The following is a 14,491-nucleotide window of genomic DNA, read 5'->3' on the forward strand; positions in this document are numbered from 1 at the left end:
CTCAGCTGTCGAGGCCGATCGCGAACGCGGCCTCCAGGTCGTGCTGGGAGTACGTGCGGAACGCCACGTGGGTGTCCGTGCCCTCCACGCCCGGGATCTTGCTGATGCTGCCGGGGATCACCTCGGCGAGGTCCTCGTGCTGCTTGACCCGGACCATGGCGATCAGGTCGTACGTGCCCGTGACGGAGAAGACCTCGCTCACGGACTCCAGCGCGGCGATCCGCTCCGCGATCTCGGGGATCCGGTCCACGCTGGTCTTGATGAGGACGATCGCGGTGATCACGGCTGGTTCTCTCCCTCGGGGGCCGGAGCTGGGGCGGCCTTCACTCTAGTCGCAGGGCCGAACCGTACCCAGGCGAAGACCAGGCCCAGGCCGAAGCCCACGATGTGCGCCAGATAGGCCACCCCCGGCCCGTCGCTCGCCCGGCCCGCCGCCAGCCACTGCAGGGCCGCCCAGAAGGGCAGGACGACCCAGGCGGGGAAGCGCAGGGGCAGGAAGAAGAGGAACGGCAGGAGACTGGTCACGCGGGCCCGGGGGAACAGGTACAGCAACGCTCCGAGCACTGCGGAGATCGCCCCGGACGCGCCGACCAGGGACTGACCGGAGTCGGCGTTGGCGGCCGCGTAGCCCAGCAGGGCGAGGTAGCCGCAGCCGACGTAGAAAAGGAGGAACTGCATCCGCCCCATCCGTTCCTCGGTCATCACCCCGAAGACATAGAGGAAGAGCATGTTGCCCAGCAGATGCACCCAGCTGCCGTGGACGAACAGCGCGGTGGCCGGGGTGAGGGCGGCGCCGGGTGAGCCCTCGAAGAGCTCCGCGGGGACCACTCCCCAGCGGTGGAAGTAGGCCCGCTGGGCGGCCTGCAGCGCGTCGCCGGAGCCGTACGCCGGATTGAGGCCCGAGGCGGGGCCGACCAGGAAGACCAGACCGCACAGGGCGATCAGACCGTAGGTGACCGGTGCCGGCCCCCACCGCGACCTGTTTCCTCCACCGACCGTCACCCTCCAGTTGCTGATCATGAACACAAAGCATGGCGTAACGGGACGCAGCAGCACAGACCGCCTCGCCGCCGTGGACGCCCGAGCGGCGAGTACCCGCCAGGCCTTAGGGTTACGAGCCACACGCACCGGGACGCCGGTGTGTCACTGACAATGGCTAGTAGGAAAGAGCACAGTCACGATGACGGTTCCCCTCCCGACCGCCTCGACGCGGTGGCGCTGCACCCTCTGCGGCAACCTCACGCGCTTCGATGTGACCCGCTCGTCGAAGGTGGTCGAGTACGTCCACCTCGACCTGGCCGGAGAGCCCAAGGTCGAGGAGCGCGACGTGGTCAGTGAGACCATCGAGTCGGTGCGGTGCCGCTGGTGCAACGCCGTGGATCAGGTGGAACTCGTGGACAGGCCGGGCGCCGACTCCTGAGCGGAGCGGCCCACAGGTAATGGGGTGTGACGGATGGCGGAGACCACGGGCGGGGGGCCGGGCGACGGCGCCGCCGAGGTGCTCGACCGTCCGCTGCCCGACGGTGTGCGGCGCAGGGTCGTACACATCGTCTCGGAGGGCTTCGGCGGGCTGACCGTCGGCGAACTGCCCGCCCAGCTGCGGCAGTACGCGCGCTTCGCCCCCAACCGGCGGGCCAAGTTCGCGGGCAACGCGATGGCGGCCGCGCTGGAGACCGACCCGCTGTTCCGTCAGCGCATCGGGGAGAAGTTCAGAGAGGTCCAGCCGGAGCTGTCCGGCGCCCTCGACTCCGGTGCGCCGCCCCCGGCCGCGGATCCGCTCGACGTGGCGGCCGCGGCCTATGTTCTACGGCCCACCGGCTGGGTCAAGCTGGTCACCGCGGCCGGCGAGGAGGCCCAGCGGGCGGACGCCGAGCGGGCCGACGAGGAGAACCGCGCCGAGCTGGAGCGGCTGCGCGAGGAGCTCACCGCCGCCCGCGACCAGACGCGCGCCGAGACCGAGCGGCTGCGCACCGAGCTGGAATCGGCCAAGAAGGAAGCCGAATCGCTTCACCGCAAGCTCCGGGCGGCCCTCAGTGACGTCAAGCGCGGCGAGGCGGCCCTGCGCAAGCTGCAGGGCGAGATGGAGACCGTACGCACCGAAGGGCAGGCCCAGGTGTCCGCCGCCGAGAGCGAGTCCCGGCGCCTGAAGTCCCGCCTCGGTGAGGTGGAGGCCGCCCTGGAGGCCACGCGCAGAGCGGCCCGGGAGGGGCGCAGTGTCGAGGACATGCGCGTACGGCTGCTTCTGGACACCGTCCTGGACGCAGCCCAAGGGCTGCGCAGGGAGCTGGCGTTGCCGCCCGTCTCCGTACGGCCCGCCGAGACCGTCGACGCGGTCGAACCGGGCCGTATGACCCCGAAGGACATCGCCGCGCGGGCGCTGTCCGAGAACGACCCCGCGATCCTGGACCAGCTTCTCGCGCTGCCCCAGGCGCACTTGGTGGTCGACGGCTACAACGTCACCAAGACCGGCTATCCCCAGATGCCCCTGGAGAAGCAGCGCCTGAGACTGCTCGGCCAGCTCTCGCAGCTCGCGGCACAAACCGGGGCAGAAGTGACCTGTGTCTTCGACGGGGCCGAGCTGGCCGCGCCGGTGCTGCTCGCGCCGCCGCGTGGGGTGCGGGTGCTGTTCTCCAAGCCGGGTGTCACCGCCGACGAGTTGATCCGCCAGCTGGTGCGCGCGGAGCCGCCCGGGCGTCCGGTGATCGTCGCCTCGACCGATCGCGAGGTCGCCGACGGCATCGCCAAGGCGGGGGCGCGGCCGGTGGCTTCTGCGGTGCTTCTGAAGCGGCTGTCCTAAACATCAAAGTCCAGGTTTAATGCCCGAATTAGCCAGTTCGTCACGCAACGTAGCGTCAAGCGCGCATCACTGCATGTGAGTTATGTGTAAAGAATGCATGGCGTGACGAGATTTTGCTCCTGAGGATTTGAACTGATCACAGGAAGGTCACTAGGGTCTGGGCTCGAACCTCCGAGCGGGTGATCACTCAAAAGAAGGAGTTCACCTCCGTGGCGTCCCATCGTCGACCCAAGCAGCCGAGCCGTACGCGCGTGACCGTGCTCACGACCGCAGCCGCTGCCGCAGTGGCCCTCAGTGCCAATGCCGCCAACGCCGCCCCGAGCGAGAAGCCGAGCAAGGACGAGGTCAAGGCGAAGGTCGACGCGCTGTACGAGCAGGCCGAGCAGGCGACGGAGAAGCTCAACGGCGCCAAGGAGAAGCAGGAGAAGCTCCAGAAGGAGATCTCCACCATCCAGGACAACGTGGCCCGCGGCCAGGACGACCTGAACGAACTCCGGGACTCCATGGGCCTCGCGGCCGCCGCGCAGTACCGCACCGGCTCCATAGACTCCTCGCTCCAGCTCTTCCTGTCGTCGAACCCGGACGACTACCTGGACAAGGCGTCCACCGCGGACCAGCTCAGCTCCCAGCAGGTCGAGGCGCTGAAGAAGATCCAGGAGAAGCAGCGCGAGCTGGCCCAGGACCGTGCCGAGGCCTCCGAGAAGCTCAAGGACCTCGCGAGCACCCGCACCGAACTGGCCAAGCAGAAGAAGTCCGTTCAGGGCAAGCTCGCCGAGGCGCAGAAGCTCCTCAACACGCTGACGGCCGCCGAGAAGGCCGCCCTCGCCGCCGCCGACGCCCGCGCCAGCCGCTCCGCGAGCGACCGCGTGGACCTCGGTGACGCCACCGCGGCCTCCGGCCGGGCCCAGGCGGCCTTCAACGCCGCCCAGACCCAGCTCGGCAAGCCGTACGTCTACGGCGCCACCGGCACCGCCTCCTACGACTGCTCGGGCCTGACCTCCTGGGCCTATGCCCAGGCCGGCATCACCATCCCGCGCACCTCGCAGGCGCAGGCCAACGCCGGCACCCGCATCTACAGCATGAGCGACCTCAAGGTCGGCGACCTGGTCATCTTCTACGGCGACCTGCACCACGTCGCCCTGTACGCGGGCAACGGCCAGGTCATCCACGCCCCCCGCACCGGCACCGTCGTCCGCTACGAGTCGATCAACAACATGCCGTTCCAGTTCGGCGTGCGGATCTGACGCGTAACGCCGCACCGCCCGAACGGGCGAATTACGGCAACCCCAGCTGACCCCACACCCCGCCCATGACCTGCGTCAGTGGCGGGGTGTCACGTTTTGTGCGCACCGAGGTCTTTGGAGACGCCCCTTCCTCAGGGCTACTGTCGGCCGCGTTTCCCTGTCCTCCAGTGGAAGGAGCGCGGCTTCCCGTGGGGTCCCATCGCCGCCTTGCCCAGACGTCCGGGTTCAACCGGGGCGCCGGTGCCGCCCTGTGCGTGCTGTCCGCGGCGTCCGCCGCGTTCGGCGCGGTACCGGCCTTTGCCGCCCCGTCCGACGACACCCGGGCCGAGGTGGACCGCCTCTATGAACAGGCCGAGCAGGCCACCGAGGCCTACAACAAGGCCGACGAGCGCGCCGATTCGCTGCGCGAGGAGGTCTCCACCGCGCAGGACGGCATCGCGCGCCAGCAGGAGCGCATCAACTCCATGCGGGAGGCGCTCGGTTCGCAGGCCGGCGCCCAGTACCGCTCCGGCGGCCTCGACCCCTCCCTCGCGCTGCTGTTCTCCGACGACCCGGACGACTACCTCGACAAGGCCTCCGTCCTGGACCGGATCAGCCTCCACCAGGCGGGCGAGCTCAAGGACCTCCAGGAGGCCATGCGTGAACTCGCCCAGGAGCGCACCGAGGCGGCGCGGAAACTCGGCGAACTGGAGAAGAGCCGCAAGGCCGTCGCCGCCCACAAACGCACGGTGGAGAGGAAGCTCGCCAGGGCCCGCGGGCTGCTCAACTCCCTGCCGTCCGACGAGCGCGCCGCCTACGACCGGGCCTCCCGCTCCGGTCGCGCCGAGTTGCCCGACGTCTCGGGTGCGGTGGCGCCCTCGGGCCGGGCGGCCGCCGCAGTGGCCGCCGCGCAGTCCGCGCTCGGCAAGCCGTATGTGTGGGGCGCCAACGGGCCCAGCGGCTTCGACTGTTCGGGCCTGATGCAGTGGTCGTACGCCCAGGCCGGCGTCTCCCTCCCGCGCACCTCGCAGGCCCAGCGCTACGCCGGCCGCCAAGTCCCGCTCTCCCAGGCCCAGCCCGGCGACCTGGTCACCTACCGCGGCGACGCCAGCCACGTCGGCATGTACGTCGGCAACGGCCAGGTCATCCACGCCCCTTACCCCGGGGCCCCGGTCCGCTACGACCCGGTGGGCATGATGCCGGGGGCGACGGTCACGCGCCCCTGACCGCACGGCCGTCGGCACCGTACGATCGGGAAACATGGCTGGTCGAAGGCAGGCGTCGAAACACGGTGTCGTGGTGGTGTGCCTGTTGTTGGCCTCCCTGGTGGCGTGCGGCGGGAGGCCGACAGCCGCCGACGCCGCCAGGGCCGACGTCCAGCGCATCCTCGACCAGCGAGCCACAGCAGTCCTCGACCGAGACAAGGCGGCCATAGCGAAGACCGGCACCGCGGACTGGTTCGAGGACGTCAGTGCGGTGCCGCTCGCCTCCTGGTCCTACAAGGTCACGGCGGTGCACCGCACCGGCTCCACCGCCACCGCCGACGCCGAACTCCACTACCAGGTCCAGGGCTACGACAGCGCCCCCGTCACCGTCGCCCGCACCCTGGCCCTCTCCCTGGACGCGTCCGACCACTGGTACGTCGCCAGTGAGAAGCCCGCCGAGAAGGCCCCGCAGCAACTGTGGGACCAGGGCCAGGTGACCGTCGTGCGCGGAACGCACAGCATGGTCCTGGGCGTCGGTCACTCCGTCGAGAAACTGCACTCCTTCGCGGACCTGGCCGACCGCGCCGTACCCGCCGTGTCGGACGCCTGGGGCACCAAGTGGTCCCGCCACGTCGTCGTGCTCGTACCGAAGTCCCTGGAGGGAATGGCGGGTCTGCTCGGCTCGCCCGCCTCCTCGTACCGCGGGATCGCCGCCGTCACCACCGGCGAGACGGGCGCCCCGGCACAGGCGCCGGCGGACCGGATCATCGTCAACCCGGACGCGTACGCCCTCCTCGGCATCCTGGGCAGACAGGTCGTGCTCACCCACGAGACCACCCATGTCGCCACCCGTGCCGAGACCACCGCGGCGACCCCGCTGTGGCTGTCCGAGGGGTACGCGGACTGGGTCGGCTACCGCGACACCGGCCGCACCCCGACCGAGGCCGCGCCGGAGCTGTCGGAGGCCGTCACCGGGGGCCGGGTGCCGGCGGCGTTGCCGTCCGACGCGGACTTCGGCTTCGGGGGCAGTGCGACCGGGCTGGCGCTGTCCTACGAGAGCGGCTGGATGGCCTGCCGGATGATCGCGGAGCGCTGGAGCGAGGCGAAGCTGGGCGAGTTCTACCGGTCCGTGGGCGCGCGCAAGAAGCGGCTGGGGGCGGTCGAGGAGGCCCTGCGGAGGGTGCTCGACACCGACCTGAAGACCTTCACCGCCGAGTGGCAGGAGTACCTACGGGATCAGCTCGACTGATCCTGCAGTTCTGCGGGGCGTCGGCCAGGACGCGCGGCGGGCTGTTCCTGCGCTGTGTCGGGCCGTACCTGCTGCTGATGGGCTGCTTCATCGCGCTGGGCGGGGTCTTCGAGGGCAGTGGGGGAGCGCCGGCGCTGCCGCGGGTGACGGTGCTCGGGACGGCGGTGCGGCTGGCGCCGGCGTACGGCTGCGCGGGTCTCGGGCTGCCCGGTGTGTGCCTGGCGATGGCGTGGGCCATGGCGGTGCAGTACGGGGTCGTGCTGGTGTTGTTCCGGCGGGCGCACCGGCATTCAGGAGGAGGCGGAGGCCTCCTGGGCGGGGGCCTCGGTCCGATCCGGCACCGGGGCCGTCGGCGCCTGCTTGGGGACCGACTCGCGCCACAGCTCGCGCATGCCGATGACGGTGGCCAGGACCAGCAGGCCGTTGCGTACGAGGAGGAGGCCGATGCCGAGCGGGGTGCTGCCCACGACGTCCGCGAACCAGATCGGGAACTCCAGGACCGTCACGAAGCACGCCACCAGCACCAGCACGGCCGGCACACCCATCCGGCTGGCGCGGAAGCACAGACAGGCCGCGGCGAGGCCGATCAGCCACACCATGTACTGCGGGCTGATCACCCGGCTGGTGGTGGTGAACATCAGCACCGCCACCAGCGCCGCGTCGGCCGCCGTGTGCGCCTCGAACTCGGTGGCCGTGAGCCGCCACAGCAGCAGCACTCCGAAGGCCATGCCGGTCAGTGTGATGGCGGCCGTGCTGACGGTGGTCACCCAGGGGCCGAGGAACTCCACCGAGCCGTAGTTGAGCAGGACCGAGCCGTCCCAGCCGTAATGGCGGGCGATGTGGAAGACCAGCGAGCCCAGCGACTCCACCTCGGTGCCCCGCTCCCGCTGGAAGGTCAGGAAGGCGAACGCCCCGGGCATGGCCACCGAGAACAGCCCGGCGATCACCACGGCCGTCACCGCCGCCGAGGCCCAGACGCTGCGCCTGCGGATCCCGATCAGGATCAGCGCTGGCCACACCTTCAGCATCGCTCCGAAGCCCACCAGCGCTCCCGCCACCTTCGGATGCCGGGCCGCCGCGAGCACGGCCGCGACCGCCACCGCGGTCACCATCACGTCGTAGCGGGAGTAGACGGTCGGGCCGAGCAGAGGTACGCCCGCCACCCACACCCAGGCCCCCCGCAGCCGTCGTCCGGGACGCAGCCCCGCGTACAGCAACAGGAGGAGGACGGCCAGGTCCGCGGCGAAGGCCATGACGAAGAAGGCCTGGGTGTACTCCAGGAAGGGCAGCAGCGCCGGGGAGAGGATCGCCAGGGCCGCGGCGGGCGGATACTGCCAGGTCACGTCGGACTGCGGGAACGTTCCGGTGCGCAGGACGTCGTACCAGCCCTGGTAGATGACCGACACGTCACTGGTGACGTCCGGGCCGGGGAAGAGGTACACCTTGAAGACCCACAGCAGCAGCAACAGCCTGGTCACGCCCCAGGTCAGCAGCAGTCCGGTCAGGGACCGCCGCCAGGCCTTCGTCTCCACGTGATCCCCTGCCGTTCTCTTGCGACCTTGAGGAGAACATGATGTCCCGCTCTCCTGTGAGGGTGCCATAAAGGTGACCGTGCCAGGCTGTGAGCAGCCGGTTCGGTAGGGTCTGCGGCGATGCACAAGACCCTGATCGTGACGAACGACTTCCCGCCCCGCCCCGGTGGCATCCAGGCGTTCCTGCACAACATGGCGCTGCGGCTGGACCCCGAGCGCCTGGTCGTCTACGCGTCCACCTGGAAGCGCAGCCGGGAGGGGATCGAGGCCACCGCCGCCTTCGACGCCGAGCAGCCCTTCACCGTCGTACGCGACTCCACGACCATGCTGCTGCCGACGCCCGGGGCGACCCGGAAGGCCGTCGGGCTGCTGCGGGAACACGGCTGTACGTCGGTGTGGTTCGGGGCGGCCGCGCCGCTCGGGCTCATGGCGCCCGCGCTCAGGAGGGCCGGTGCCGGGCGGCTGGTGGCCACGACCCATGGGCACGAGGCAGGGTGGGCCCAACTGCCCGCCGCGCGGCAGCTGTTGGGGCGGATCGGGGAGTCGACCGACACCATCACCTACCTCGGCGAGTACACGCGGTCGCGGATCGCCGCCGCGCTGTCTCCGGAGGCCGCGGGGCGGATGGTGCAGCTGCCGCCGGGGGTCGACGAGAAGACCTTCCATCCCGGGTCGGGCGGCGACGCCGTACGTGCGCGGCTGGGGCTGACGGACCGGCCGGTGGTGGTGTGTGTCTCGCGGCTGGTTCCACGAAAGGGGCAGGACACGCTCATCCTCGCCATGCCGCGGATCCTGGCCGAGGAGCCCGACGCCGTTCTGCTGATCGTCGGCGGCGGGCCCTACGAGAAGGAGCTGCGCAAGCTCGCCCACGAGACCCGGGTCGCCGACTCCGTGCGCTTCACCGGGGCCGTGCCCTGGGCCGAGCTGCCCGCGCACTACGGCGCCGGAGACGTCTTCGCCATGCCGTGCCGGACCCGGCGGGGCGGGCTCGACGTCGAGGGGCTCGGGATCGTCTATCTGGAGGCCTCCGCGACCGGGCTGCCCGTCGTCGCCGGGGACTCGGGCGGCGCCCCGGACGCCGTGCTCGACGGCGAGACCGGCTGGGTCGTGCGCGGCGGTTCCGTCGAAGAGGCGGCCGAGCGGATCGTCGTCCTCCTCGGTGACGCGGAACTGCGGAGCCGCATGGGGGAGCGGGGGCGGGAGTGGGTCGAAGAGAAGTGGCGGTGGGATTTGTTGGCAGAAAAGTTGAAGACGTTGCTATAGCCGGAGGCGAATAATCCGCCGATGCTGCGCGCATGACAGCAAAACTGATGCAGCATCAGCTGACTAGACGTCAGATTCTTGGTATGGCCGCCCTCCAGACGGCGGCCACTCTCGGCTTCACCCGCGTCGGGCTCCAGTCGGCCCGGGCGGACGAGCCCGCCGCGGTCGAGTCCGCGCCCGCGATCGTCGTCGGCTCCGGCTACGGTGCCGCCGTCGCCGCCCTCCGCCTCGGCCAGGCCGGCATCCGCACCCTCGTCATCGAGATGGGCCGGCTGTGGAACACCGCCGGTGCCGACGGCAAGGTCTTCTGCAACACCGCCAACCCCGACCAGCGCTCCATGTGGTTCCGCACCCGCACCGAGGCCCCGCTGGCCACCTTCCTGTGGCTGGACGTCGTCAACAAGGACATCAACCCCTACCCCGGGGTCCTGGACCGGGTGCACTTCACCGACATGTCCGTCTTCGTGGGCCGCGGGGTCGGCGGCGGCTCCCTGGTCAACGGCTCGATGGCGGTCACCCCGCTCCAGTCCTACTTCGCCGAGCAGTTCCCGACCGTGGACGCGACGGAGATGTACTCGACGTACTTCCCGCGCGCCCGCGCCATGCTCGGCGTCAACACCATCGACCCCGCCTGGTTCGAGTCGACCGAGTGGTACCGGTTCACCCGGATCTCCCGGAAGCACGCCACCAACACCGGTCTCAAGACCACCTTCGTGCCCAGCGTCTACGACTTCGGCTACATGCAGCGCGAGGCCGCCGGCACCGCCACCAAGTCGGCCCTCGGCCAGGAGGTCATCTACGGGAACAACTACGGCAAGAAGAGCCTCGACAAGACGTATCTGGCGTCCGCGCTCGGCACCGGCAACGTCACCATCCACACCATGGAGAAGGTCACCGGCATCAGCCGGGCGAGCGACGGCAGTTGGGTACTGAGCGCCGACCGCATCGACTACACGGGCGCGGTCGTCGAGACCAAGCAGTACGGCTGCACCTATCTGTTCCTCGGTGGCGGCAGCCTGGGGACGAGTGAACTCCTGCTGCGCTCACGGCAGTCGGGGACGCTGCCGGCGCTGGACGCGAGCGTCGGGGCCGGCTGGGGGCCCAACGGCAACGTGATGCTCGGGCGGGCCAACCACCTGTGGGACACCGTCGGCGCCAACCAGTCGACCATGCCGGTCATGGGCATCGACGACTGGGCCAACACCGACAACCCCGTCTTCGCCGAGATCGCGCCTCTACCCACGGGACTCGAGCACTGGGTCAGCCTCTATCTGGCGATCACCAAGAACCCGCAGCGCGCCAAATTCTCGTACGGGAGTGGGGGGTTGGGGCTCGACTGGAGCACCGCGCAGAGCTCGGTCTCCTCCGGTATGGCCAAGAAGCTCTTCGACCGGGTCAACTCAGCCAACTCGACCATCTACCGGTACGACCTCTTCGGCTCCGGCAACAAGGTCTTCGCCGACGACTTCACCTACCACCCGCTGGGCGGCTGTGTGCTGGGCAAGGCCACCGACAACTACGGCCGGGTGAAGGGCTATTCAAAGCTGTACGTCACCGACGGCTCGCTGATCCCCGGCAACATCGGGGTGAACCCGTTCGTCACCATCACCGCGCTCGCCGAACGCACGATGGCGCGGGTCCTCGTGGAGGACACCGCGCCATGACGCTCCCTCAGCAGGCGTACTACTTCGCGTAGATCGCCTCGACGTCGTCCGCGTAGTCCTTCGCCACCACGTTCCGCTTGAGCTTCAGCGACGGCGTCAGGTGGCCCGACTCCTCCGTGAACTGGGAGGACAGAATGCGGAACTTCCGCACCGATTCCGCCTTCGACACCGCGGCGTTGCCGTCGTCGATCGCGGCCTGGATCGCCGCGTTCAGGTCCGCGTCCCCGGCCAGCGATGCCGCGGTGGAACCCGCCGGCTTGCCGTGCTCCTCGGCCCAACGGCCCAGGAACTCCTCGTCGATGGTGATCAGCGCGCCCACGAACGGCCGCCCGTCGCCCACCACCATGCACTCCGCGACCAGCGCGTGCGCCCGGATGCGGTCCTCGATCACGGCCGGGGCGACGTTCTTGCCGCCCGCGGTGACGATGATCTCCTTCTTGCGACCGGTGATCCTGAGGTAGCCGTCCTCGTCGAGGGTGCCGATGTCACCGGTGTGGAACCAGCCGTCGGTCAGCGCCTCGGCGGTCGCTGCCTCGTTGTTCCAGTAGCCCTTGAACAGGTGCTCACCGTGCAGCAGCACCTCGCCGTCGTCCGCGATCCGGATCACCGAGCCCGGCAGCGGCTGCCCGACCGTGCCGATCTTGGTGCGGTCCCAGGGGTTGAAGGCGGTCGCGGCACAGGACTCGGTCAGGCCGTAGCCCTCCAGGACCGTGAAGCCGATGCCGCGGAAGAAGTGCCCGAGACGCTCGCCGAGCGGGGCGCCGCCGGAGATGGCGTACTCGCCCTTGCCACCGAGGACCGCGCGCAGCTTGCTGTAGACGAGTTTGTCGAAGGTCCTGTATTTGATCTTCAGGCCGAGGGACGGGCCCGACGGGGTGTCCAGGGCCTTGCTGTAGGCGATCGCCGTGTCGGCGGCCTTGTCGAAGATCTTGCCCTTGCCGTCCGCCTGCGCCTTGGCGCGCGCCGAGTTGTAGACCTTCTCGAAGACGCGCGGGACGCCCAGGATCAGCGTCGGCCGGAAGGACGCCAGCTCGTCGGTGAGCTGCTTGATGTCCGGGACCATGCCCAGCTTGATCGGCGCCATCATCGGCGCGATCTGCACGAGTCTGCCGAAGACGTGCGCGAGCGGCAGGAAGAGCAGGACCGAGCACTCACCGGTGCGGAACAGCGGGCGCAGCCGCTCCACGATGTTGCCGCACTCCGCGAAGAAGCTGCGGTGGGTGAGCACACAGCCCTTGGGGCGGCCGGTGGTGCCACTGGTGTACACGATGGTCGCCGGGTCGTCGGCCTTCGCCAGCGAGCTGCGCTCCTCGACGGCCGCGTCGCTGATGTCCTTGCCGGTGCGGACCAGCTCCTCGACCCCGCCGCCCTCGATCTGCCAGATGTGCTTGAGGGCGGGCAGGCGGTCGCGCACCGACTCGACGGCCGCGGTGTGACCGTCCAGCTCCACGACGCAGGCGGTCGCGCCCGAGTCGGAGAGGATCCACTGGATCTGCTCCGGCGAACTGGTCTCGTACACCGGCACGGTGACAGCGCCCGCGCTCCAGATCGCGAAGTCGAGCAGCGTCCACTCGTAGCGGGTGCGGGACATCAGACCGACCCGGTCGCCCGGCTGGACGCCGGAGGCGATGAGTCCCTTGGCGGTGGCGTGCACCTCGGCAAGGAAGGCCGTGGCCGTCACGTCCTGCCACTGGCCGCCCACCTTGCGGGCGATGACGGCGACGTCGGGATGCTGCGCGGCGTTTCTCCGGACGATGTCGGTGAGATTGCCGTCCGCAGGGACCTCGTACAAAGCCGGGAGGCTGAACTCGCGCAAGACTGCTGCTCCTAATAAGGCGCCGGCGCCACGACGTTGTGTGATGCGACGGTGCGGTCCAAGGCTCGGGCAGGCGCTCGGGTTCCCCGGTGGTTTTCGGCCACTGGTTGAAACCTGAGCACGACTGGACTGCCCGGACGTTACCCGCCGGTATCGCTTCTTCGACAGGGGGTCCCGGCGAGATGTTCGCTGCGTCACACGGATTGGGGGGGTTCTCTCGCGCAGAGTAGTCCACCTGCTTGCCGACTGGCCAGTAACCGCAGGTCCCGTCGCCACTGTTCACGTATGCCCCACACGCTTACCCTTGATCGTCATGGCACCCACACCGGCCGGAAACAGCAGAACTCGTGTTCATGTGGTCAGTGACGTCCACGGCAACGCCCGTGACCTGGCCAGAGCCGGCGAAGGGGCCGACGCCCTGATCTGTCTGGGTGACCTGGTGCTGTTCCTGGACTACGCCGACCACTCGCGCGGGATCTTCCCCGACCTGTTCGGGGTGGAGAACGCCGACCTGATCGTGGAACTGCGCACCGCCCGCCGTTTCGAGGAGGCGCGCGCACTCGGGGCCCGGCTGTGGGGCGGGGTCGGCGCCGACCGGGCCTCCGTGATCGAGAAGGCGGTGCGCAAGCAGTACGCCGAGATGTTCGCGGCCTTTCCGACTCCGACGTACGCGACGTACGGCAATGTCGATATGCCGCAGCTCTGGCCGGAGTACGCCGGGCCTGGCACCACCGTGCTGGACGGTGAGCGGGTGGAGATCGGGGGCCGGGTCTTCGGCTTCGTCGGCGGCGGCCTGAGAACGCCGATGCGCACGCCGTACGAGATCAGCGACGAGGAGTACGCGGCGAAGATCGAGGCGGTCGGCGAGGTCGACGTGCTCTGCACACACATCCCGCCGGAGGTCCCGGAGTTGGTGTACGACACGGTGGCGCGACGCTTCGAGCGGGGGAGCCGGGCGTTGCTGTCGGCGATCCGGCGCACCCGTCCCCGGTATTCGTTGTTCGGCCATGTTCACCAGCCTTTGGCACGACGGATGCGGATCGGGGCGACCGAGTGCGTGAACGTGGGGCACTTCGCGGGGAGCGGGAAGCCGTGGGCGCTGGAATGGTGAGTCCCTGCGCGCGGTAGCCTTCACGCTGCACAGACGTGCGTACCACCCTTCCTCACCGGACCTTATCTGGAGGATCCACGGCGATGGCGGAACACACCAGTTCGAGCATCACGATCGAAGCTGCGCCGGCCGACGTCATGGCCGTGATCGCCGACTTCGCCCGCTACCCGGACTGGACGGGCGAGGTGAAGCAGGCGGAGGTCCTCTCGACGGACGCGTCCGGGCGGGCCGAGCAGGTGCGGCTGGTCATGGACGCGGGGGCGATCAAGGACGACCAGGTGCTGGGGTACACGTGGACCGGGTCCAACGAGGTGTCGTGGACGTTGGTGAAGTCCCAGATGCTGCGGTCGCTGGACGGGTCGTATGTGCTGAAGCCGGCGGGGGCGGGATCGACCGAGGTCACGTATCTGCTGACGGTGGACGTCAAGATCCCGATGCTGGGGATGATCAAGCGCAAGGCGGAGAAGGTCATCATCGACCGGGCGCTGGCGGGGTTGAAGAAGCGGGTGGAGTCGGGGCAGTAGGGGTCGTGTCGCGGCTGCGGATCCGTCGTGGCTGGTCGCGCAGTTCCCCGCGCCCCTAGGTGGGTACAGCTGGGCATGCGGTGACTGCACCCACTCAGGGGCGCGGG

The 14,491-nt window shown here is 69.7% G+C and carries 13 protein-coding genes and 1 pseudogene; 10 read left to right on the plus strand and 4 right to left on the minus strand.

All coding sequences use genetic code 11. From position 1 onward, the window contains the following. Position 1: 1 nt before the first annotated feature. Complete coding sequence (locus tag ACI2L1_RS22775; protein WP_020115829.1) at positions 2–283, minus strand: Lrp/AsnC family transcriptional regulator; 282 nt, start codon at positions 281–283, stop codon at positions 2–4. Continuing rightward, a complete protein-coding gene (locus tag ACI2L1_RS22780) occupies positions 280–1,020 on the minus strand; it encodes a rhomboid family intramembrane serine protease (protein ID WP_404741168.1) in 741 nt (246 codons plus the stop codon). Before ACI2L1_RS22780 ends, ACI2L1_RS22775 begins: the two co-directional genes overlap by 4 nt. Before the next feature lie 160 nt (positions 1,021–1,180). Here ACI2L1_RS22780 and ACI2L1_RS22785 point away from each other — a divergent pair, with 160 nt between their 5' ends. From ACI2L1_RS22785 to ACI2L1_RS22810, 6 genes and pseudogenes are all read left to right on the plus strand, one after another. Further along, complete coding sequence (locus tag ACI2L1_RS22785) at positions 1,181–1,420, plus strand: hypothetical protein (RefSeq protein ID WP_108013339.1); 240 nt, start codon at positions 1,181–1,183, stop codon at positions 1,418–1,420. A 33-nt stretch (positions 1,421–1,453) separates the two neighbouring features. Beyond that, the gene (locus ACI2L1_RS22790) at positions 1,454–2,797 is read left to right on the plus strand and encodes an NYN domain-containing protein (protein ID WP_404741169.1); all 1,344 of its coding nucleotides are present in this window, start codon (positions 1,454–1,456) and stop codon (positions 2,795–2,797) included. 209 nt (positions 2,798–3,006) lie between these two features. Then, entirely contained in the window at positions 3,007–4,041 is a 1,035-nt protein-coding gene (locus tag ACI2L1_RS22795; protein ID WP_404741170.1) for an NlpC/P60 family protein, read from the plus strand. A 188-nt stretch (positions 4,042–4,229) separates the two neighbouring features. Next, positions 4,230–5,246: an NlpC/P60 family protein gene (locus tag ACI2L1_RS22800; RefSeq protein ID WP_404741171.1), complete on the plus strand. Its 1,017-nt coding sequence runs from the start codon at positions 4,230–4,232 to the stop codon at positions 5,244–5,246. A 34-nt stretch (positions 5,247–5,280) separates the two neighbouring features. Then, the gene (locus ACI2L1_RS22805; RefSeq protein ID WP_404741172.1) at positions 5,281–6,474 is read left to right on the plus strand and encodes a hypothetical protein; all 1,194 of its coding nucleotides are present in this window, start codon (positions 5,281–5,283) and stop codon (positions 6,472–6,474) included. A 35-nt stretch (positions 6,475–6,509) separates the two neighbouring features. Further along, positions 6,510–6,752, plus strand: a pseudogene (locus ACI2L1_RS22810) (MATE family efflux transporter); the annotation flags it as partial. 12 nt (positions 6,753–6,764) lie between these two features. Here ACI2L1_RS22810 and ACI2L1_RS22815 read toward each other — a convergent pair. Continuing rightward, on the minus strand, positions 6,765–8,006 hold the full coding sequence (locus tag ACI2L1_RS22815; protein WP_404741173.1) for a glycosyltransferase 87 family protein: 1,242 nt from the start codon (positions 8,004–8,006) through the stop codon (positions 6,765–6,767). 120 nt (positions 8,007–8,126) lie between these two features. Here ACI2L1_RS22815 and ACI2L1_RS22820 point away from each other — a divergent pair, with 120 nt between their 5' ends. Further along, positions 8,127–9,269 (plus strand): glycosyltransferase family 4 protein, encoded by a 1,143-nt coding sequence (locus ACI2L1_RS22820; RefSeq protein ID WP_404741174.1) that lies wholly within the window; start codon positions 8,127–8,129, stop codon positions 9,267–9,269. A gap of 83 nt (positions 9,270–9,352) precedes the next feature. After that, positions 9,353–10,933 carry a GMC oxidoreductase gene (locus ACI2L1_RS22825; protein ID WP_404741175.1) on the plus strand — a complete coding sequence of 527 codons (1,581 nt, stop codon included), beginning with the start codon at positions 9,353–9,355 and terminating at the stop codon, positions 10,931–10,933. A gap of 19 nt (positions 10,934–10,952) precedes the next feature. Here ACI2L1_RS22825 and ACI2L1_RS22830 read toward each other — a convergent pair whose 3' ends face one another. Then, a complete protein-coding gene (locus ACI2L1_RS22830) occupies positions 10,953–12,749 on the minus strand; it encodes an AMP-dependent synthetase/ligase (RefSeq protein WP_404741176.1) in 1,797 nt (598 codons plus the stop codon). 355 nt (positions 12,750–13,104) lie between these two features. On the opposite strand from ACI2L1_RS22830, the gene ACI2L1_RS22835 reads away from it, so the two are divergent. Then, on the plus strand, positions 13,105–13,860 hold the full coding sequence (locus ACI2L1_RS22835) for a metallophosphoesterase (protein WP_404741183.1): 756 nt from the start codon (positions 13,105–13,107) through the stop codon (positions 13,858–13,860). Positions 13,861–13,943: 83 nt separating this feature from the next. Next, positions 13,944–14,384 carry an SRPBCC family protein gene (locus ACI2L1_RS22840; RefSeq protein ID WP_404741177.1) on the plus strand — a complete coding sequence of 147 codons (441 nt, stop codon included), beginning with the start codon at positions 13,944–13,946 and terminating at the stop codon, positions 14,382–14,384. Positions 14,385–14,491 lie beyond the last annotated feature (107 nt).

It is taken from the genome of Streptomyces sp. NPDC019531 (assembly GCF_044903305.1).
GTDB lineage: Bacteria > Actinomycetota > Actinomycetes > Streptomycetales > Streptomycetaceae > Streptomyces.